At 53.2% G+C, this 20366-nt stretch carries 20 protein-coding genes; 6 read left to right on the top strand and 14 right to left on the bottom strand.

All coding sequences use genetic code 11. The features are described 5' to 3' along the window. The first annotated feature begins 194 nt into the window (after positions 1-194). The 3 genes from typA (at position 195) to KJS40_RS09410 (ending at position 3313) form a co-directional block, all read left to right on the top strand. Positions 195-2009 (top strand): translational GTPase TypA, encoded by a 1815-nt coding sequence (gene typA / locus KJS40_RS09420; protein ID WP_213537271.1) that lies wholly within the window; start codon positions 195-197, stop codon positions 2007-2009. A 135-nt stretch (positions 2010-2144) separates the two neighbouring features. Next, positions 2145-2795, top strand: coding sequence for a DsbA family protein (locus KJS40_RS09415; protein WP_213537264.1), 651 nt, complete (start codon positions 2145-2147; stop codon positions 2793-2795). 17 nt (positions 2796-2812) lie between these two features. Continuing rightward, positions 2813-3313, top strand: a complete 501-nt coding sequence (locus KJS40_RS09410) for a hypothetical protein (RefSeq protein WP_213537262.1) — start codon at positions 2813-2815, stop codon at positions 3311-3313. A gap of 39 nt (positions 3314-3352) precedes the next feature. On the opposite strand, the gene KJS40_RS09405 is transcribed toward KJS40_RS09410, so the two are convergent. The 5 genes from KJS40_RS09405 to KJS40_RS09385 form a co-directional block, all read right to left on the bottom strand. Next, positions 3353-4042, bottom strand: coding sequence for a hypothetical protein (locus KJS40_RS09405; protein WP_213537260.1), 690 nt, complete (start codon positions 4040-4042; stop codon positions 3353-3355). A 289-nt stretch (positions 4043-4331) separates the two neighbouring features. After that, the gene (locus KJS40_RS09400) at positions 4332-5402 is read right to left on the bottom strand and encodes an aminoglycoside phosphotransferase family protein (protein ID WP_213537258.1); all 1071 of its coding nucleotides are present in this window, start codon (positions 5400-5402) and stop codon (positions 4332-4334) included. 159 nt (positions 5403-5561) lie between these two features. Next, positions 5562-5936, bottom strand: coding sequence for an exosortase system-associated protein, TIGR04073 family (locus KJS40_RS09395; protein ID WP_213537256.1), 375 nt, complete (start codon positions 5934-5936; stop codon positions 5562-5564). Positions 5937-6384: 448 nt separating this feature from the next. Beyond that, complete coding sequence (locus tag KJS40_RS09390; RefSeq protein ID WP_213537255.1) at positions 6385-6756, bottom strand: exosortase system-associated protein, TIGR04073 family; 372 nt, start codon at positions 6754-6756, stop codon at positions 6385-6387. 264 nt (positions 6757-7020) lie between these two features. Next, a complete protein-coding gene (locus KJS40_RS09385; protein ID WP_213537254.1) occupies positions 7021-7380 on the bottom strand; it encodes an exosortase system-associated protein, TIGR04073 family in 360 nt (119 codons plus the stop codon). Positions 7381-7778: 398 nt separating this feature from the next. On the opposite strand from KJS40_RS09385, the gene KJS40_RS09380 reads away from it, so the two are divergent. Both KJS40_RS09380 and KJS40_RS09375 read left to right on the top strand, forming a co-directional pair. Next, on the top strand, positions 7779-10415 hold the full coding sequence (locus tag KJS40_RS09380) for a glycosyltransferase family 39 protein (protein WP_244859526.1): 2637 nt from the start codon (positions 7779-7781) through the stop codon (positions 10413-10415). A gap of 22 nt (positions 10416-10437) precedes the next feature. Then, positions 10438-11895, top strand: a complete 1458-nt coding sequence (locus KJS40_RS09375) for a DUF4139 domain-containing protein (RefSeq protein WP_213537253.1) — start codon at positions 10438-10440, stop codon at positions 11893-11895. Positions 11896-12149: 254 nt separating this feature from the next. On the opposite strand, the gene KJS40_RS09370 is transcribed toward KJS40_RS09375, so the two are convergent. The 4 genes from KJS40_RS09370 to pdxJ form a co-directional block, all read right to left on the bottom strand. Next, positions 12150-12587 (bottom strand): Hsp20/alpha crystallin family protein, encoded by a 438-nt coding sequence (locus tag KJS40_RS09370; protein WP_025040222.1) that lies wholly within the window; start codon positions 12585-12587, stop codon positions 12150-12152. Between the two features lie 237 nt (positions 12588-12824). After that, positions 12825-13874: a beta-N-acetylhexosaminidase gene (nagZ, locus tag KJS40_RS09365; protein WP_213537252.1), complete on the bottom strand. Its 1050-nt coding sequence runs from the start codon at positions 13872-13874 to the stop codon at positions 12825-12827. 121 nt (positions 13875-13995) lie between these two features. Continuing rightward, entirely contained in the window at positions 13996-14373 is a 378-nt protein-coding gene (acpS, locus tag KJS40_RS09360) for a holo-ACP synthase (protein WP_213537251.1), read from the bottom strand. Beyond that, complete coding sequence (gene pdxJ, locus KJS40_RS09355) at positions 14370-15095, bottom strand: pyridoxine 5'-phosphate synthase (RefSeq protein ID WP_213537250.1); 726 nt, start codon at positions 15093-15095, stop codon at positions 14370-14372. The genes acpS and pdxJ overlap by 4 nt, the downstream gene beginning before the upstream one ends. Positions 15096-15488: 393 nt before the next feature. Between pdxJ and KJS40_RS09350 the strand changes: the two genes are divergently transcribed. After that, entirely contained in the window at positions 15489-15851 is a 363-nt protein-coding gene (locus KJS40_RS09350; RefSeq protein WP_213537249.1) for a DUF202 domain-containing protein, read from the top strand. Between the two features lie 109 nt (positions 15852-15960). On the opposite strand, the gene KJS40_RS09345 is transcribed toward KJS40_RS09350, so the two are convergent. The 5 genes from KJS40_RS09345 to lepB all read right to left on the bottom strand — a co-directional run bounded on the left by KJS40_RS09345 (position 15961) and on the right by lepB (position 20275). Continuing rightward, positions 15961-16821 (bottom strand): MBL fold metallo-hydrolase, encoded by an 861-nt coding sequence (locus tag KJS40_RS09345; protein ID WP_213537248.1) that lies wholly within the window; start codon positions 16819-16821, stop codon positions 15961-15963. 123 nt (positions 16822-16944) lie between these two features. After that, a complete protein-coding gene (recO, locus tag KJS40_RS09340; protein ID WP_213537247.1) occupies positions 16945-17673 on the bottom strand; it encodes a DNA repair protein RecO in 729 nt (242 codons plus the stop codon). Between the two features lie 16 nt (positions 17674-17689). Then, entirely contained in the window at positions 17690-18601 is a 912-nt protein-coding gene (gene era, locus KJS40_RS09335) for a GTPase Era (RefSeq protein ID WP_090456509.1), read from the bottom strand. A 94-nt stretch (positions 18602-18695) separates the two neighbouring features. After that, complete coding sequence (gene rnc / locus KJS40_RS09330; RefSeq protein ID WP_213537246.1) at positions 18696-19370, bottom strand: ribonuclease III; 675 nt, start codon at positions 19368-19370, stop codon at positions 18696-18698. A gap of 101 nt (positions 19371-19471) precedes the next feature. After that, positions 19472-20275 (bottom strand): signal peptidase I, encoded by an 804-nt coding sequence (gene lepB, locus KJS40_RS09325; protein ID WP_090456454.1) that lies wholly within the window; start codon positions 20273-20275, stop codon positions 19472-19474. Between the last annotated feature and the right edge of the window lie 91 nt (positions 20276-20366).

Raw genomic sequence — 20366 nt, 5'->3', positions numbered from 1 at the left:
GCAGGGCAGCATTGTCAGACAAACCCCGGTTCTTCCGGGGTTTGTCTGTTACCATCAGAGGTATCTTTTTTATAATCCACCTCCGGTCTTCGTCTTGTGACGGTGAAGGGATTCGGCCGTACAATGATACAGGCGAGTTCCTTGGCTATCTGATATAATGCTGCCCTTTTGTCGTTCCGACTGAGGATTTACCAATGTCCCGTTCCATACGAAATATCGCTATTATCGCCCACGTCGATCACGGCAAGACCACCATGGTGGATAAATTGCTGCATCAGGCAGGCTCTTTTGCCGCGCATCAGCATATTGCCGATCGGGTGATGGATTCAAGCGATATCGAGCGTGAGCGCGGTATCACGATCCTCGCCAAGAATTGCGCTGTGGATTACCAGGGCGTGCACATCAATATTGTCGATACACCCGGCCATGCCGATTTTGGCGGTGAGGTGGAGCGGGTGCTATCCATGGTGGATGGCGTGCTGCTGCTGGTCGATGCGGTTGAAGGCCCCATGCCGCAGACCCGTTTTGTCACAAAGAAAGCACTGGCGCTGGGGCTTCGCCCTATAGTCGTCGTCAATAAGGTCGACCGTCCCGGTGCGCGTCCCGACTGGGTGGTGAATCATACCTTCGACTTGTTCGACAAACTGGGCGCAAATGAAGACCAGCTGGATTTTCCAGTGGTTTACGCCTCTGCGCTCAACGGCTATGCCATGCTGGACCTGAAGCAGACCGGTGCCGATATGCGTCCGCTTTTCGATACCATACTCAAGCACGTCCCGGCGCCCGAAGGCAACCCCGACGAACCGCTGCAATTGCAGATTGCTGCGCTTGATTATTCCAGTTTCGTCGGGCGTATCGGTATTGGCCGCATCAGCCGTGGACGGCTCAGGCCCGCCCAGGATGTGTTGGTGCTGGACGGATCGAGTGCGCCGAAGAAGGTCAGGGTCAACCAGGTTCTGGGTTTTCGCGGTATCGAGCGAGTCCAGTTGGAAGAAGCCATGGCGGGCGATATCGTTCTGATCAATGGTGTCGAGGAACTCAGTATCGGGGTGACGCTGGCCGATATCGACCGGCCCGAAGCGCTGCCGATGCGTGCTGTGGACGAGCCTACGCTGACGATGAACTTTCAGGTGAATACATCGCCTTTTGCCGGGAAGGAAGGCAAGTTTGTCACCAGCCGTCAATTGCGCGAGCGCCTTGAAAAAGAGCTGCTGACCAATGTCGCGATGAAGCTGGAAGAAACGGACGATACCGACTCGTTTCTGGTTTCCGGGCGGGGCGAGTTGCACCTAACCATTTTGCTGGAAAGCATGCGTCGCGAAGGCTATGAGCTTGCAGTATCGCGTCCACACGTAGTGATTCGTGAAATTGACGGTGTTAAATGCGAGCCATTTGAAATGCTCACCGTCGATGTTGAAGAAACTCATCAAGGTGGAGTAATGGAGGCGCTGGGCGCGCGCCGCGGCGATTTGCAGGACATGGTCTCGGATGAGCGCGGACGTGTGAGGCTGGATTATCGTATTCCTGCGCGGGGTTTGATCGGCTTCCAATCCGACTTCATGACCATGACACGCGGTACAGGTCTGATGAGCCACGTATTCGACGAATACGCGCCGATGCGGCCGGAAATAGCTGCACGCCGAAACGGGGTACTGATTTCCGCCGAGCAGGGGGAAGCCGTGGCGTATGCACTTTGGAAATTGCAGGAGCGCGGACGTATGTTTGTTAGTCCAGGGGATCGTCTGTACGAAGGAATGGTGATCGGCATTCACAGCCGCGATAATGATCTTGTTGTCAACCCGATAAAGGGCAAGCAGTTGACCAACATTCGCGCATCCGGAACTGACGAAGCCGTGACCCTGACACCGCCGATCCAGCTCACTCTCGAGTCCGCGATTGAATTCATCGCTGATGATGAATTGGTGGAGATTACGCCCAAGACCATTCGCATTCGCAAGCGTTTCCTGCAGGAACACGAACGCAAGAAAGCTTCGCGCGCCGCTGCATAATTTCACGAGGCATATCGGGGCTGGTTGATGCACCGGTTGAGCTCAGCCTGCACAACTTATCCATAGGTGGCCAAGCCTGACGCAGGCTGACTATTTTCCATTTTGCACGACAAGAATGGAAGGATCTCGTCCGCTATGAATGAAAGAAAGCTCTGGTATGTCGCTGACCCCATGTGTTCATGGTGCTGGGGCTTCTCTCCGGTAATCGAAGCGATTCGGCGTGAGTATGGAAGCCGGTTTGAAGTAGAGCTATTACTGGGTGGTTTGCGGCCAGGGACGCAACATCCAATGCCCTCGGCGCAACGTGAACAGATACTCCACCATTGGCGCGCGGTGCAGCAACAGACTGCGCAGCCATTCCGGTTCGAAGGCGCGATGCCCGAAGGGTTTGTTTACGACACCGAACCCGCCAGCCGCGCGGTGATTGCCGTATCCTTGATCAACCGCGAAGCGATCTTTTCTTTTTTCAAGATAGTGCAATCCGCGTTCTACGTCGAGCAGCAGGATGTGACGAACTCCATTGTGCTGTCACAGCTCGCCGCGAGGGTGGGAATAGATGCCCAGCAGTTCGGGCAGGCGTTCGAGTCCGATATCGCGAAGCGCCTGACGCTTGAACATTTCCAAAAGGCAAGTCAGTGGGGCGTGCATGGCTTTCCCACTGTAATCGGGCAGAGCGGGGCGGATTACCGCCTGCTCAACACGGGTTATTGTTCACTTGATGAATTGCGTCCAAAGCTGGACGGGTGGTTGCTGGATCAGCTCGATACTCCCCGGCCAAGCTCATAGTTTCCAAGGTACAGATCATGTATAAAGCACTTTTGAAGTTTTTTGTTTCGGCCATGGCGCTTTCGATATTCTGCATCTCCATACCCGTATCTGCCGAGAAGGGGGGAGGCGATCATAAGGCAAATCAACATCGCCATCAAAAGGAAAAAAATTGGAACAAGGGCAAGAATCAGAATTATCGATCTCATGGAATGCGTGTTCTGCCGGGTAGTTTTGACTCGAGGCAACGCGCTGTTATCCTCGATTACTATGGTCCCCGCTTTCAGAGCGGCCGCTGTCCGCCGGGCTTGGCCAAGAAGTACAACGGTTGCATGCCGCCCGGACAAGCAAGAAAATGGGGAGTGGGACGCGCCTTGCCCCGGAATGTGGTGTTTTATGATCTCCCACCTCACCTGATCATGCAATTGGGCGCGCCTGGGCCGAGTTACCGCTATGTGCGTGTCGCAGCGGACATTCTTTTGATAGCAGCAGGTACCGGTATGGTTATCGATGCCATCATGGATTTAAACTCAATGTGAGTAGAGCGCCGATTTCTTCAACTCACTCGATACCGAGTGCTAAAGTCCGGTTCCGGGGGACCAGCCAAAGCGTTCGAGCAATCCACGGAATGAGTCGCTTGCGATGATAAAAGCGATAAGATAGGACATTAAACTCAACATTACGATTGCGCCGAGGGACCTCCATGGGCTCAAGGTGGAGTAATGGCGCCACTCCGATAGGAAACCGGTATTTTCCGGTGCCTTGAGCGGTTTATACAAGTCGAATTCCCTAAGGACGGTTTGCCGTGATCGGCGTAGCGCATTCTGGATGCCGGTTCGGTATGCGGTATCGATGAGGTCCGGCCGTTTTGCCTGCCTGGGGGAGGCGGGCTCATCCACAGGCACCTTTCTGGCCGCCAGGTGATAGAAATCCCGCATTCGATCCACATACCGATCCTCCGCGAACATGGCGTCCACCACTGCCTCAACGGTAGACACAAATTCCTTATCCGGAACAACAGACTGGATAGTAGATCCACCAGCGGATTTTGGCTTCAGAGTCCGGGCGATTTCATCGATAAACTCGTGTTCTTTCCTGGCGATGAGCTTGAGCCAGACAGCCTCGATCGCCTGCGGAGACGGCACGCTGTTTTTTGTATTGTTATTGTCATGGAGAGCAGCCTCGGATAGCGTGTCGAGTTCCATTTTTGCGGTGATTTCACAATCAGCGTCAATTGCGTCAAGCCTGGCTTTGAGAATATCGTTCATGATGTTTTCCTGAAGCGAACACCTATGATTGAAAGACGAGTTGAAGGTGGGATCGGAAGCCGTACAGTGTAACGCAATTTACAAAATGCGTGCACAGCTTGAACACATGTATCGGGTACGGTACAGCCTGGCGAGGCGCATCGATAGCGGGCACAATTTCAGGCGCTACGAGGTGCTGATTCTCTCGTTGGAAATGAGAGTAATGCACATGGAGATTGACGGAGAATGTGCCGACTTACGGTGCGGCACAATACCTGTCAATCTGCCGGATTTCCTGAAAGCGGCCGCTTCATATCGGAATGGCGGAAAAGACAGCGAGGTCATCTACAGCAGCCACTGTCCGGCGGATGAGTTCTTGATTGGCTTCCAGCTTTATCATTCCACCGACGGCGAGTGACACAACCATTGCTTCAAAGGGATAGATAAGGTGGGCGCGATATCTCTGCAATAGACCAGCGTTATCGATGCCTGTGATTCCGTTATCTCTGAGCCCCTGTATATAAACCGACAAAAGCTTCATCTCGTGAGCTCGCCGGATTTCCGGATCAAGCGCAGTCGCAAGAAAATAGGCAACGTCCCCTATACCTTCCCCGAAGCGTACAAGCTGCCAATCAAGAAGGCCAGGTCGAGACTGGTTCCAGAATAGATTGCCGGGATGGCAATCATGATGAACGAGTGTTTGCGGCGCGTTAGAAAGAAAACGCATTACCTGGTGGCGATTTCGCGCATAGCGAACGGCCAGTGGATAAAGAGTCGAAGGGATGAGTTTTCCAGCCCGATGCAATCCTCGTTTCATCAATGGAACAGCCAGGGCGGTGCCCAGATGATCTTCCAGGCGGCGCACCGGCGCCGCCAGCCAGTGATAAGTTCGCGCGAGATCGGCTTTTTCCCAGAAATGAGCATGAATGCGGGCAAGCTGTTCAATAACGAGCGTAGCCTGTGCCGCCGTCAGGGCATCGCCGGTATGCCCGGCAATCGCGCCGGATTCTGTTACGTCGCTCAGAACCAGCGTCGAACCTTTCCCCAGCATGCTCTGTGCCGCCAATAGACCGGGTATCGCGATGGGTATGGCTTGAGCGGCTTCATTATAGAAGCGCACCTCTGTATGTAACAATCTTGGCAAAGCGGTGATCATTCGTGCGCGCCACGTCAGCGATGGCAGTTTTACGAACCACTGTCTAGGCAGTGCTGCAGGTCCATTGTGCTCAATTGCGAGACGAATTCGCGTGGTCGTGCCGATATCGACAGAAACAATATTCACGTTCGATACGATTGTACGGGAATGATGTTTGTTAATGACACGCTGAGCCCAGCCAACGTTCAAATCGTCGGGCCGGCGTGCAAGAATATTATGATTCATCACTGCCTGCCTCCAGAGGAGTCAATCGCAATTGCTGTATAGGCGGCACATACATCTATAGCGAATTAACCATGCTACCCGCATTGATTCCAATATACAAAAAAAGGGAGCCAATGGCTCCCTTTTTGAAATGGTAGACGGATAGGCCTGTGTCCAAAGCTAGTATTCTTTGGCCTTCCATTTGCTGTCGAAGCGCGTTTCCTTGGTGTCAAAGTCCTGCCAGACATAGCCAGGTGTGATTATCGGCTCGGTCGGAACGTAGAACGTCACCAGATCGACGATGCCGGTCAACGATCGGCCAATCCCGGATACGATTCCGGAAAACACCCCAGTCGTAAGTCCATAACCAATACCTTTTTCATTGGTCGTCATTACCATATTCTTTGGAACTTCTCCTATGCCTGTTACCAGGTTCGCCATGCCATGCGCAAGCTTGTCGCCGGCATCCACAGCATAGTTGGCGGCGACCGCCGCCTGAGGCGAAAAGAATAACAATGCGGATAGCAGCAACAACGGTTTCAGTATACGTTTCATCGATACCCCCCAAAAGTGGAACAAATTAAATCCCGCGTAATACTAGCATACCGCTGAGGTGTAGTGGCAATGCCTGTTAAAACATTATCCTGAATCCGTCCCGTAGCGAACTCACCGAAGAGGTAAAGCTCACGGGTACAAAAAATCCTTTTCGGTCATAGCCTTTAGTTTGCAAATGAGCTGAAAAATGAGCGGTCAACTACCGGATTCACGATTATGCTTCAAGAAATTTCCCGCCTTTGGCTGTATACATCGCCCAGGGATAGTTCGTGGGCGAACTCAGAGGTGGGGACATGCGGCGGAGTCCGCTGATATGCAAGGATTTACCCGTGGAACATCGGGGCTGCCGTATGTGCAATTGTGATGTTCATGCTGATCGCATTGATCCCACCATATAAAAAGGGAGCGATGGCTCCCTTTTTATGAAATGGCAAATGGGCAAAACCTATTATTTTTGTAACTTCCATTCCGGATGGAAGTGCGTATGCTTGGTCTCGAATTCCTTCCAGATAAAATCGGGGTAAATTATGGGCTTGGTCGGAATAATGAAAGTCACCAAGTCTACAACGCCCGTCAATGTACGGCCAATTCCATATATGATTCCCGACGCCAATCCAGCGGTAAGTCCGTAACCGATACCTTTTTCATTGGTCGTCATTATCATGTTCTTCGGAACTTCCCCTATGCCTGTTATGGTATTCGCAACGCCATGAGCGAGTTTATCACCTACGTTTTCGATGTAAGTATCAGCCATCGCGGCCTGAGGTGAAAAGAACAACAGCGCAGATAGCAGCAGCAGCGGTTTCAACATATTTTTCATCGATACCTCCCTTAAGTAGATTAACAAATTAAATCAAGTTTAATACTAGCATACCGCTGAAAGATATGTGCACGGCATTCCAAAAATTAACGCTTTCGGCGTATTTTCTGCCGCAGTTTATTATTCTTGCGATACTGAATCAGGTATGGAACTATCATTCGGTAACCGAATTGATTCCGGATGGGCAAATAAAAAGGGAGTCCATGCTCCCTTTTTATAAAATGACAGACGGGCGAACAAGTCTGCTTCGAAATTATATAATTTCTACCTCCATGGCCGGAAGTGGGTTGGTTCGGTCGTGAAGTTTTCCCACACATAACCAGGTGCGATTATCGGCTTGCTCGGAAGGAAGAACGTGGCAAGATCTATAAAGCCGGCAGCCGTACGGCCGACCCCATATCCAATACCCTTGAACAATCCAGTGGTGAGGCCATAACCGATGCCCTTGTCATTGGACTCATACAGCATATTTCTCGGAACTTCCACCACGCCTGTTACGGCGTTCATGGCGCCATGCCCGAGCTTGATGCCTACGCCTTTGAAATAGCCGTCCTCCGCCGCAGCCTGAGAAGAAAAGAATAGCGTTGCAGATAATAGCAGTAACGATTTCAGTATATTTTTCATCAGTGTCCCCCGCGTGGATTGAAAAAAAATTAAACCGCATTAATACTAGCATACCGTAAGATGTGTATGCACGAGATCTTGCTTCCGCTACGGCAGAGCCAGCTCTTGTTTCCGCTACGGCAGAACCAGCCGGGGTGAAGGATTTTGGGGAAAACGCCTGCGTCCGCGGTTTTTAGCCGCCTGTTCTGCATTATCAGCGTCTTCGAGGCGCGCCACTATGAATTGTGCTACGCTTCCGCGTGCCGTGAAACTATCGTGGTGAAACTATCGTTTTCGTCATTGAAGCAAGAAACACCGCGCACCTCGTAGAAAAATAACAGTTACGTGCATCTTGACCAATTTTGTCTGACACAACCGATTTCCCGTCTTTGCGTCCCGCCTCCTCAACGCCGCCTGAGTTGCCTGATACAGCTATAGCCAGCGTCTCGCAAGTTTCCATAGTGATTCCCACGCTCAACGAGGCCGACAACATCGACCCCTTGCTGACGGGCCTGAACGAGCTTGACCTGCCGGCGGAGGACTTCGAGATCATTGTCGTTGACGACAACTCGAGCGACGGCACGCCCGCCAAAGTACGTGCCTGGGAAAAACGGGCGAATGTACGGCTAATCGAACGCCGGGAAAAACCCGGTCTCACCCGGTCCATCCTGGCCGGCGCGACAGCGGCGCGCGGGAATATCATCGTCGTGATGGATGCAGGCCTGAGCCACCCACCGGAACGATTGCCCGCCCTGATTGCCCCCATACTGGACGGAAGCTGCGACATCGCCATCGGCAGCCGCTACGTAGCGGGCGGCAGCACCGAAGGAGAACCCCTGCCGCGCCGATGGCTCTCGCGCCTCGCCAACTGGCTTGCCCGCCCCCTCTGCGACGTAAACGACGCCACCTCGGGATATTTCGCCTTCCGGCGGGAACTGGCCGCCACCATTGCCGAACCCGCACACGGCCATGAACTCCTGCTCGAACTGCTCATGGCCGGCCAAGGCAAACTCAGGGTCGTGGAAGTGCCCATCCGCTTTCATCATGGCACCCATCGCACCCACGGCACCTCCAGATTATCAGCCCGCCCGCAGTGGGCCTACCTGCAACGCCTCATGACCCTGGCCGGCGGCACCGTCCCGGCCGGTGCCGCCAGCCGCTTTGCCGCAGTCGGATTGTTGAGCGTCGCCATAGACGCGCTGCTGTTTCAATTCCTCATGAGTCGTGGTTCCGGACTCGCCCTGGCGCACATCACGAGCTTCTTCACCGCCGCGGCGGTGAATTACTCGCTCCATTCTGGAAGGTCATTCCGCGATCATGCAGGCGACCTGCGGTGGAATCGGTTGGGCCGCGCCCTCACCATAGGCATGTTTGCGTTACTGATGCGCGGCGGCGTACTGGCCTTGCTGATCGATGGCTGGCACCTGTCCCCGTTTCTGGCCATCTTCCCGGCCATCGCCGCAACGGCCGTCATCAACTACTTCGGCACCGCATTCTACGTATTTCCCGTCAGCGTGAATCCGCCCTCGCCGGAAGTGCGCTGGCGGGTCGCGTCGATCGGAATCGTTGCCTTTGCCGTCCTGTTGCGCCTGATCTATCTGGGCACAGCCGAACTGATTCCCGACGAAGCTTACTACTGGACCTATGCCGAGCACATGGACCTGAGCTTTTATGATCATCCGCCCATGGTGGCATGGCTGATCTGGCTTGGTACCGCGATCTTCGGCAACAGCGAGTTCGGGGTCCGGATCGGCTCGTTCTGCTGTGGCCTGATAACGATGGCTTATTTGTATGCGCTGGCACGCAATCTGTACGATAAGTCGACCGCTATGCGCGCGGTGATGCTGCTGGCGGTGTTGCCGCTTGGTTTTGTTCCTGCCGCACTCATGACGCCGGATGCACCGCTGCTGGCCGCCTGGGCTGCCACGCTCTACTATATGGAACGCGCATTGATAGCCGATGAGCGTTCAGCCTGGCTGGGCATGGGTATTGCGTTCGGCCTGGGTATCCTGTCGAAATACACGCTGGGCCTGCTGGGTCCGGCGGCGCTGCTGTTTGTGATCCTGGACCCCGCTTCGCGCCGCTGGCTGCGCCGTCCGCATGCCTATCTGGCCGCCGCGCTTGCGCTACTGCTGTTTTCGCCGGTGATTATCTGGAATTTCCAGCACGACTGGGCGTCGATCCGATTTCAATCGCAGCGGGCTACGGGAATAGGCAGCCAATTTTCGTTGCAATTGTTGTTTGTCCACATTTTACTGGTTTTAACGCCTGTCGGCATGCTGGCTGCCGACTTGGCATTACTGGGCAAAAATGGCGCCGACAATCTGCACATGCATAGGCGACGCCTGTTCATACGTATATTCACCGTCGTGCCGCTCGCCGCATTTTTTTGGCTCAGCCTGTTTGGGGCGCCAAAGTTTCACTGGACGGCGCCGGTATGGCTTGCGGTGCTGCCCACGATGGCGTGGATGATAGGACAAACCGATAGTAGACGAGGTTTGGCAAACCGTGTCAGAGCGGCGTGGAAGCCGGCCATCGGTGTTTGTTTGTTTCTCTACGCATTCGCGCTTCACTATGTTGTGCTCGGCGTACCCGGCGTTCCGTACGCGGTTTTTAATCAACACTACTTCTGGCGAGAGGCGACAGAGGAGGTCGAACGAGTTGTAGCCGCAGTTCGACAGCAGGCCGGGCAAGAGCCTATCGTGGTGGGAATGAGCCGGTGGTCGGTCGCCAGCGCCCTGTCTTTCTATAATAAAGAGGAGCCGATGGACATACGCTCGCGCAACATGTTCGGCCAGAACGCCGCCATGTACGATTTCTGGTATCCATCCGAGCCACCGACGACCCGGCCGATTATACTGGTGGGCATGAAGCCTCATCAGCTCGAACATGATATCGCAGGCGTGGACGATATTACCCCCGCGCTCGTTCAACCAGGGCCGGTAAAGGAGCTGGCGATCATTCGGGACGGTAAGCCATTGCGGCGTGTATATTATCGCGTTGCGCAGGGGTATTCCGGCACCGGAAATAAGTCCACTACAGAGCTTGCTGAGTAAGAGAACCGAATCAAGGGGTGAAATGCTGAAAATATTCGTAACAGGAATTGCCACCGCGAGCCTGGCAATGGCTTCCTTCGGTGTTGTCGCGGCTTCCGGAAGCGCCAGTGATGAGAAAGTTATCACTGGCGCTGAACAAAAGGGCATGGCTGTTACTATTTACAACGACGATCTGGCGCTGGTGAAAGATACGCGCCGGGTCAAGCTTGGCCTGGATTTCAACAAGCTGGCCTGGCGTGACATTTCCGGTCAGATACGCCCTGAAACGGTGCAACTGCGTAATCTGACGCACTCCGCCGGATTTCGGCTGCTGGAGCAGAATTTTGATTCCGATCTGTTGACGCCGGAAAAATTACTGGAGAAGTATGTCGGGAAGGAAGTAATCGCTATCCGCACCAACCCGGTGACGGGTGTTGAAACCAGAGAAACGGCTATAGTACTCGCAGCAAATAATGAGGCAGTACTCAAGTTCGGCGATCGGATCGAGGCTGGCAATCCGGGCAGACTGGCGTTTCCAGGTTTACCAGAGGGCTTGCGCGATAAGCCGACCTTGGTGATCTCGCTCATCAATGCTGTTCAGGGCGAACAGAACCTTGAACTCTCCTATTTAACGTCGGGCCTCTCCTGGCGCGCTGACTACATGGCGGAATTGAGCGATCGCGAGGATCATCTCGACTTCAACGGTTGGGTTACGCTGATCAATCAAAGTGGAATGGCTTATCCGAATGCCCGACTGCAACTCGTGGCGGGTGATCTGAACCGGGCCCGTCAGCGGCCCCCAATGCAGCGTAAAGTGATGAGCATGATGGCGGAAGCGGCGGATGCCATGCAGATGAAGCCGGAGTCGCTGCTTGATTATCATCTCTATACGCTCCCGCGATCCACGACGCTGGCGGAGGCTCAGACCAAGCAGGTAGCGTTGATGTCTGCGAATCGTATTTCCGTCACGAAGCAATTTCTGCTGTCCGGAGCGGATTATTATTACTTCAGCCAGAGTGCGGACCTCGGCCAGATACCGAAGGTTGGCGTATTTCTTGAGTTTCAAAATACCGGCGACAATCTTGGTCTTCCGCTACCCAGGGGAACGGTACGGGTTTATAAAAAAGATTCGCAGGGTAACGCGCAATTCGTGGGCGAAGATCAGATCGACCATACGCCGGGAAATGGATCTATCCGCTTGAAATTGGGCGAAGCATTTGATGTGACTGCTGATAAAAAGCAGACCGATTTCAAAAGATCAGGTGGGGAAGGGCGCCATGATGGCGTAGTCGAAGCTGCTTTTCAAATTGTATTGAAGAGTGCAAAAAAAGAATCGGTTACAGTAGTTGTACGAGAACCCGTACCAGGTGACTGGACGATGGTTTCGGAATCGCAACCTCACATCAAGAGAGCTTCCGGCATCGCGGAATGGAACATATCAATTCCAGCCAACGGCAAGGCCACGCTGACTTATCGTGTGCGCATCAACCGTCAACCATAAACCTGAATCTGGCGGTTGACCGCTCGTTTTTCAGCTCATTCGTCAACCAGCGCTATAACCGAAAAGGGCTCTTTGTATCCTGTGAGCTTCACCTTTTGGTGAGTTCCCGTTCAACTGCCGGATTCAGGATAAAGGGTGGCAGTTGAGATTTGATACGACAGATAGTGCCTGATGAAATCTGGCCATAACCCAACTTAATGGCAATTGCTCCTTTCAGATCAAAAAAACGGAGTCCGAAGACTCCGTGAAATCACTCACTCGGCAGAGGTTACGCTGATCTTCTTTGGCTGGACAGCTTCACGTTTGGGGATGACGATTTCCAGCACCCCGTGATTTGATTTTGCCGATATCGCGTCTGGATTTGCGGTATCGGGTAAACTAAAGCGTCGGTAAAATGAGCCATATGTACGCTCAACCCGCTTGTATCCTTCTTTTTCAGTTTTGGCTTCGGTTTTCTTTTCGCCCTTGATAGTCAGGACACCATCTTCCATACTGATATCGATTTCTTCCGGTTTAACTCCTGGAAGATCCGCCTGGAGAATGAATTTATCAGGGTCCTCCTTGATATCGACCGCAGGCGCCCATTCGGCGGTAGCAGTCGATCCTTCGCCTTCTCCGCCTTCGCGCGCGCGGTCCAGCTCTCTATGTAATTGATGCAACAGGCTCCAGGGTTCATAACGGGTTATAGCCATAATGCCTCCATATTGTTGATGTTGTACCAATGCTGAAAGATTGAACCAGCACTTAACAATCAATATAGTTGCATTTGCCGCTTTTTCAACCAGGCGCGGAAAATTCCAGCGCCCTCTCTATGCGGGCGCAACGCAATATTCTATTTGAGGATTGAAGGCACACCAGCAGATACCATTACCATAACTCTACCGAGATGGCCTGCCGACGTAGCGGAGAAGGAGAGGGAACCTGATGCGTTATGCGAGCGGCAATTCTCCGTTGTGAATTCCGATGCCTGAGATCTGCTCGACTGCCTTAACAAAGCTGGCGTTCTCACGCAGTTTTACGATCGAATCGGGGTGGGGCTTTCCACGCATGCGCGCGAGGCGAATAATACTGGTGGCCGCAATGTCATATTGTAATTCCGCCAGTAATATATCCGCTGCCTCCGGATCATTGCATACCAGGACCATATCGCAACCCGCCGCTAGTGCTGTTTGTGCGCGTTGCATCACATCTCCGATAACTGTTGCGCCTTCCATGCTCAAATCATCGCTGAAAATGCATCCTTCAAAGCCAAGTTCTCCGCGAAGAATGTTTTTCAGCCAGACCTCGGAAAAGCCTGCCGGGCGCATATCCACCTTCGGATAAACCACATGCGACGGCATGATGCCCGCAAGGCCGAAATCGATCATTTTGCGAAATGGGACCAGGTCATTTGCTTCGATTTCCGCGTAAGAACGTTCGTCGACAGGCATTTCGATATGGGAATCCGCCTGAATATAGCCGTGCCCCGGGAAGTGCTTTCCCACCGCCGCCATGCCGCCGGATTTCAGACCGGACATAAGACTATGCGCCAAATCGACGATCGCCTGCGGTTTACGATGAAAGGAACGGTCACCGATGACGCAGCTTTGCCCATAATCCATGTCCAGTACCGGGGTAAAGCTGAAATCCACGCCCGCTGCGCGCAGTTCTGCCGCCAATACGTAACCCGCCTGCTGCGCCAGATGCCGGGCCTGGCCGGGGTGTACGTCCCAGATTGTACCCAGTTCGCGCATGGGGGGCAGCCTCGTGAAATCCTTCCTGAAACGTTGTACCCTGCCGCCCTCATGATCGACTGCAATTAATAATGGTGGAGTTCGAAGTGCATGAATCTCGGCGGTTAGCTCCTTAAGCTGCATGAACGATGAGTAATTGCGCGTAAATAAGATCACACCACCGACCAGTGGGTGCCGGAGTTTTATCTTGTCGTCGGCAGTAAGTTGCGTGCCTTCGATGTCGAGCATGACAGGGCCGAGCGACATAACGTGTCTCTATGAATTCAAAGTTTCGGGAAGATAAGGTGCAAGAGATGTTCGTGCTGCCACTCTTGTGTTTTGGCAGACTTCTTGTGTCATACAAGAAATTTATATTATAAAGTGGCCGCTATTTTTCCAGAATAACAAAAGCACAGGCAAGATTTAACTCGTCGCTAATCGAAAGATGATGGCTGGTAATGCCTTTGTTCGTGAAGAGTGCGCTCAATGCCGGATGAAAGGTAAAGTACGGTTTGCCCAGGTTGTCATGGGTGATCCCGATATGGTTCAAGCTTACCGGATAGCGCATACCGGTGCCGATCGCTTTGGAAAGAGCTTCCTTGGCGGCGAAACGCTTGGCCAGAAACATGGCAGGCTGGCTGCTCCTGATATAGTCAGGCCATTCGTCATTTGTCAGCAATCTTTTGGCAAAACGCTCGCCATATTTTTCCAGTAATCGCGCAATACGTGATGGCTCGACCAGATCAGTTCCGATTCCATAAATCATTTGCGCGCTTCGATCATCAGCTTTTTCATTTCCCGTACAGCCTGTTCAAAACCAACAAATAGGGCGCGGGCCACGATTGAATGGCCGATATTGAGCTCGGATATATCGGCCATCGCCGCAATGGGTTGTACGTTATGATAGTGCAATCCATGGCCGGCATTGACATTCAGCCCTTGCCGCAGGCCTGCCGCTACCGAGATGCGAACCCGCTCCAGCTCATGCTGTTGCTCGTCCGTACTTTGCGCGTCGGCGTAATGGCCGGTATGAATTTCGATAGCCGGCGCACCGGCGTCTGCTGCTGCCTCGATCTGCGCATGATCCGCATCGATAAATAGCGATACGCGGATGCCGGCCTCCGCCAATTCGCGGCAGGCGCGTTGCACTTGATCGAAGTGCTGCAGTACATCGAGCCCGCCCTCGGTTGTCAGTTCCTCCCGCCTTTCAGGCACCAGGCAAACATCATGGGGTCTGATGTGTAGTGCAAAATCGATCATTTCATCGGTCACTGCGCTTTCGAGGTTCATGCGGGTTTTAAGCGAGCCGCGCAAGCGTTCCACATCCCTGTCCTGGATGTGGCGGCGGTCTTCGCGCAGATGCAGCGTAATCGCATCCGCTCCGGCAGATTCTGCGATTAACGCAGCCTCTACAGGGTCGGGGTAGGACGTGCGTCGCGCCTGCCGGAGCGTGGCGACGTGATCAATATTAACGCCGAGTTTTATCATAATTCCTGCTTGTCTCAATAATTGCCGTCTGCGCGCGGTTGCCGAAATGATAGTGCATGCAGCAGCTGGGTACTTGCGGTCCGCTAGTCACTCGATCTAACGCCTGGAAAAACCTTTGAGCAGACACGACGTCCAGACACGACGTCGACTGGCTGCTGGCACAAACCAGGCCCTTATACCGGGGTTGCCGATGATCCTATACAGGCCCAGCGTTGGGCGATGCTCAAATAAAAACTCACTATACTATAGTAGACTGTATTGGAAGGACAACATGCTTGGTGCGTAATTCGGATTCCAGTAGTAAAAGGAGCGTGAGATCCAGCTTGAGCGCAGGGTGTCGCTACAAAATTGACCCGTTCGGAAACCCGCGCGGATGAGGGCGAGCTATAAAAAATGTCGGATCCACGAGTTTTCTTCGCGGCTGAACGTACACTTTTAGCATGGGTGCGCACAGGGCTTACTATAGCGGCGCTCGGTTTTGTAGTGGCCAGGTTCGGGCTATTTCTGAATCTCATGGCGGCTTCAACCGGAATTTCGGCAGTGGCACCTCACTGGCCTTCGAAAGCGCTTGGTATTATTTTTGTACTGGCTGGTTCTGCAGTTATCCTGGGGGCCTTCCATAATCACAGGCTTTACGTGCGTTCTCTCCCACCGGAGGACTTGCCCAAACTGGCCATACCATGGCTTACATCATTCCTATCGGTATCTATCGCCGTGGTGGGGGTTCTGCTGGCGGTGTATCTTTTATTCGCATGATGCCTATCGCCTATCCATACCGGTAGTAAATCAGCCATTGAACAAATTAGCTGTCATTGCCAAAGAACAAAGGGTATGAGCGTATCACGCAAGTGTTCATTTTCAGCTATCAGATCACGTTCAACGGTATTTTCAAATATGAAACACCGTTCTCTTCCGGCGGTGGCATTTCTCCCGCCCGCACGTTGACCTGGACGGATGGAAGCAGCAGCGTTGGCATATCGAGCGTAGCGTCACGCGCTTCGCGCATGGCGACAAAACTGTCTTCGGAGATGCCGTCGCGCACATGTATGTTACGCGCACGCTGTTCAGCGACGGTAGTCTCCCACCGGGCCTGGCGGGTGGGGGGTGGGTAGTCGTGGCACATGAACAACCGGGTCTCCGGCGGTTGTTCCAGCAGTTTGCGTATCGACCGAAATAGCTGGCGGGCATCCCCTCCGGGGAAATCAGCGCGTGCCGTACCGAGATCGGGCATGAAGAGCGTATCGCCGACAAAGATGGCGTCGCCAAACTGATAAGACAGGTCGGCAGGTGTATGGCCAGGGGTAGAAATTGCCTTTGCGCTCAACTTACCGATTTCGAAGATCTCGTCATCCGCCAGGAGATGGTCGAAGTGGCGGCCATCCGGGATGAATTCCGGCCCCAGGTTGAATATTTCCTTGAAGATCTGTTGCACTTTTGGCACCTCACGTCCGATGCCGGTTTTTCCGCCCAATTGGTTCTTGAGATAATGTGCTGAAGTCAGATGATCGGCGTGCACATGCGTCTCGAGAATCCACTCCACCGTCAATCGCCGGTTTTCCACGAACGCAATCAGGTTATCTGCGGATAAAGTACTCGTTCTGCCCGATCTGTGATCGTAATCCAGCACGGGATCAATGATTGCGCAGGTTCCACCAGACTCGTCAAAGACAATATAGCTAAGCGTCCCCGTCGCTGGGTCAAGAAATGCCTCGATATTCGGTTGCATCTATTTTTTCCCGCTTCAAGTTGATCATTATGCTTTCCTGTATTGAGCGCTCCGGCTTGCTGGTTTCAAGCGTTCACATGCGTTGAGTTTGGCGCAAGCAGGAGCGATTATCCAGGTAACATATCATAGCTGTTGAAGGTCTTTCAGCAATTGGCGCGTATGGAGCGGCTTGTCGCCGAGATAGTGATTGAGTATATAGCGCATCAGTGCTTTGCTCTGTTGCCGTGTCAGCGTGTCGGAATAATCGCCCCGCTCCATGTCCAGAAGCGTTTTACCGGCCAATTGCAAACCCTGATCGCAGCGATGCCCATTTGACGGTACCGGCCCGCGCTCGATTTCATAGCAGTAATCTTTATTCGCATCGATGGGATTGCCGGAGGCGACGTCGTGATCAAGTGTCACGGCATAGCCGAGCTCTTGCAGCAGGCGTTGTTCAAAGCGCCGCAGTATGGGAATGTAATCTTTCCCGTTGCTCAGCGCGGACAGTGCCTCCTGGTAATATATGAATAGCTGTTCATGCGGATCGTTACGGTGCAACAGGCGCACCAGCAACTCATTGAGGTAAAAACCGCAGATCAGGCCTGTCCCTTGCAGCGGCATCTGGCCTGCTTGCCATTCGGCTTTATGCAGCGTGCGCAGTTCCGTTTTTCCACCCCAACTGAGCTGCAGCGGCTGAAAAGCCCGTAATAGACCTCTGAAGGCGGATTTAGGACGCTTGGCTCCCTTTGCCACCAGTGGCACCCGCCCGAAATTGCGTGTGAAGGCCTCCACCACGAGACTGGTTTCAAGGTACGGGTAAGTATGCAGCACGAATGCGGGCTGGGCGTCCTGACGCTGTTTATCCGCGATCATTATTCGTCAGCCGGGTTTACGCATACCCCAGGGTTTTCAAAACCCGTGCGTCGTCGGCCCAGCCACTTTTAACTTTTACCCAGATCTTGAGATATACTTTACCGCCAAAATTTTCCTCCATATCCTTGCGCGCGGTGGTGCCGATCAGCTTGAGCTTTTCCCCGCCCTTGCCAATGATGATCGCTTTCTGATTGGCCTTGTCCACGATGATGGAGGCGTCAATTTTGCGCAGTTCTCCCTCCATCTTGAATTGATCGATGACGACGCTGGTTGAATAAGGAATTTCCTCACCCAGCAGCCTGAACAATTTTTCACGTACCAGTTCGGCGGCGATGAATCTTTCATCGCGGTCGGTTACCTCATCTTCGCTGAACAATGGCGGGTTTTGCGGCAAATATGGTCGAACCGTGTCTATCAGTGCCGATAGCTGTGTTCCTCGCTCAGCACTTACCGGAACGATTGCGGCGAAAGGAAACTCCTTTGCCATTTTTTGGAGAAAGGGAAGCATTTGCGATTTATCGATCATCCGGTCTACCTTGTTGACAGCAAGAATCACCGGTCGGTCTTCAGGCAGGAGCTTAACGACCATTTTGTCGCGATCATCAAAACGCATCGCCTCAATAACGAATATCACCGCATCCACATCGCGCAGGCTCTGGGTAACGATACGATTCATTGCGCTATTCAGACAATTCGTATGCCGAGTCTGAAAACCGGGAGTATCGACAAAAATAAACTGGGACCGTGCGTCGGTAAGAATGCCGTTGATGCGATGGCGTGTGGTCTGTGATTTTTTTGATGTGATACTGATCTTTTGCCCGACGAGGCTATTCAACAGCGTCGACTTGCCGACGTTGGGGCGTCCCACGATAGCGACATAGCCACTGCTATGGTTGGGATCGGTAGAATGGTCGAGGTCGATATTCATGCGGGAATATGGTTAAAGAGAAACAGAGAACCGGTGATGGAGCGAGCATGCAGCGCAAAAAAATAAGGAATTTCCTGCCCTGTCCGCAGTTTGCTTAACGGCGCGAATGAAGCTGCTCATAGGCTTGTTTCGCTGCTTCCTGCTCTGCGCTCCGCCTGGAGGCACCTTCTCCCACCGTGCGAATGTCGGGTTTTACAATCATGCATTCCACTTTGAATTGCTGCTGGTGAGCTTCGCCGGTCGTAGCGATAACAGAATATTGCGGCAGCGCCAGCCTGAGGCTCTGAAGATATTCCTGCAGAAGCGTTTTAGGGTCTTTTCCCAGCGTTTGCGCATCCAGTCCTTTCAGTAAGGGGGTGAAAAGCGCTGTGATGACTTTCTCGGCTTGCGCAAAGCCTCCGTCGAGGTATATCGCGCCGAGTACCGCCTCCAATGTGTCGGCGAGAATAGAAGGGCGCCGCTCTCCGCCACTTTTGAGTTCTCCATCGCCAAATCTGATCAGCTTTCCCAATTCAAGCATCTGGGCTCGCTCGGCCAGCGCTTGCTGATTGACCAGGTTGGCTCGGACCCGCGATAAATTACCTTCCGTAAGAGCCGGGAAATGCCTGAATATCAATCCTGCGACGGCACAATTGAGTACGCTATCGCCGAGAAATTCGAGGCGCTCATTGTGCGGAAGGCTATGGCTGCGGTGGGTCAGCGCCTGGCGCAGCAGTTCCGGCCGGTTAAAGATATAGCCGATTTTCCGGCAAAGTGCATCACTGTTCATATCCTGCAAGTTTTATGCAATCCTTGATCCGGATTATGACCGCACTGCCGCTGCGTTATCGTATGGTACAACTTACGCGCCGTGATTCACCTTGGCCCCGGCTAGTCAATCGATAACCCGATACGCTTGAGATCATTGAAATTCCACCAGATCATGAATGCCTTGCCGACAATATTGCGCTCCGGAACAAATCCCCAGTACCGGCTATCGCTGCTGCTGTCCCGGTTGTCGCCCATGGTGAAGTAATTGCCTTCAGGCACCTTGCAGGTGAAACCATTGTCATTGTAGCTGCAATTCTCATGGTGGGGGAACGGACGCACGCCGGCAAGCTGTATGGGAGGGACTTCTGAATTGATGAGAATCCTATAACTGTGATCTCCCACTGATTCGCTGAACCGACGGCTGTAAACGTAATTCAGGCCGGATTCAACATAAGTATATTCCCCGTCCGGCTGTGTTTTAACTGGAATATCATTTACAGCGAGCCTCTTGTGGCGATAGGTGACGGTATCGCCCGGAACCCCGATGATGCGTTTGATGTAGTCCATCGAGGGGTTCTCCGGGTAGCGGAACACCATTACTTCGCCACGTTGCGGCTCTTTTACGTCCAATAATTTGAGGTTGACGACTGGCAACCGGATGCCATAAGTATATTTGTTCACCAGTATGAAATCCCCTACCAACAGGGTTGGAATCATCGAGCCGGATGGGATTTTGAAAGGCTCCACCAGAAACGATCGTAAACAGAAGACGACCAGGATCACGGGAAAAAAGCTTTTGGGATACTCCACCCACCAAGGCCCCTGCGCTTCCGGCGCGCGGTGGCGGCGCAGCGCGAAGCGATCGAGCAATGAGATACCGCCGGTTGCTATCAGCAGTATCAGCATGATGAGAGGAAAGTTCATTCCGCGTCCCCAAGTGATAGTATTTGGCGCCGTATTGAAGGTAAAAACAGCTCTGGCTGGCGTATACAGGCCTTTTCAATACGGATGCCCA

Origin of the sequence: Nitrosospira sp. NRS527 (assembly GCF_018406445.1) — a bacterium.
In the GTDB taxonomy this organism is placed as follows: domain Bacteria; phylum Pseudomonadota; class Gammaproteobacteria; order Burkholderiales; family Nitrosomonadaceae; genus Nitrosospira; species Nitrosospira briensis.
Note: the sequence above shows the minus strand (reverse complement) of the source record. Positions and strands in the feature narration are given on the sequence as shown.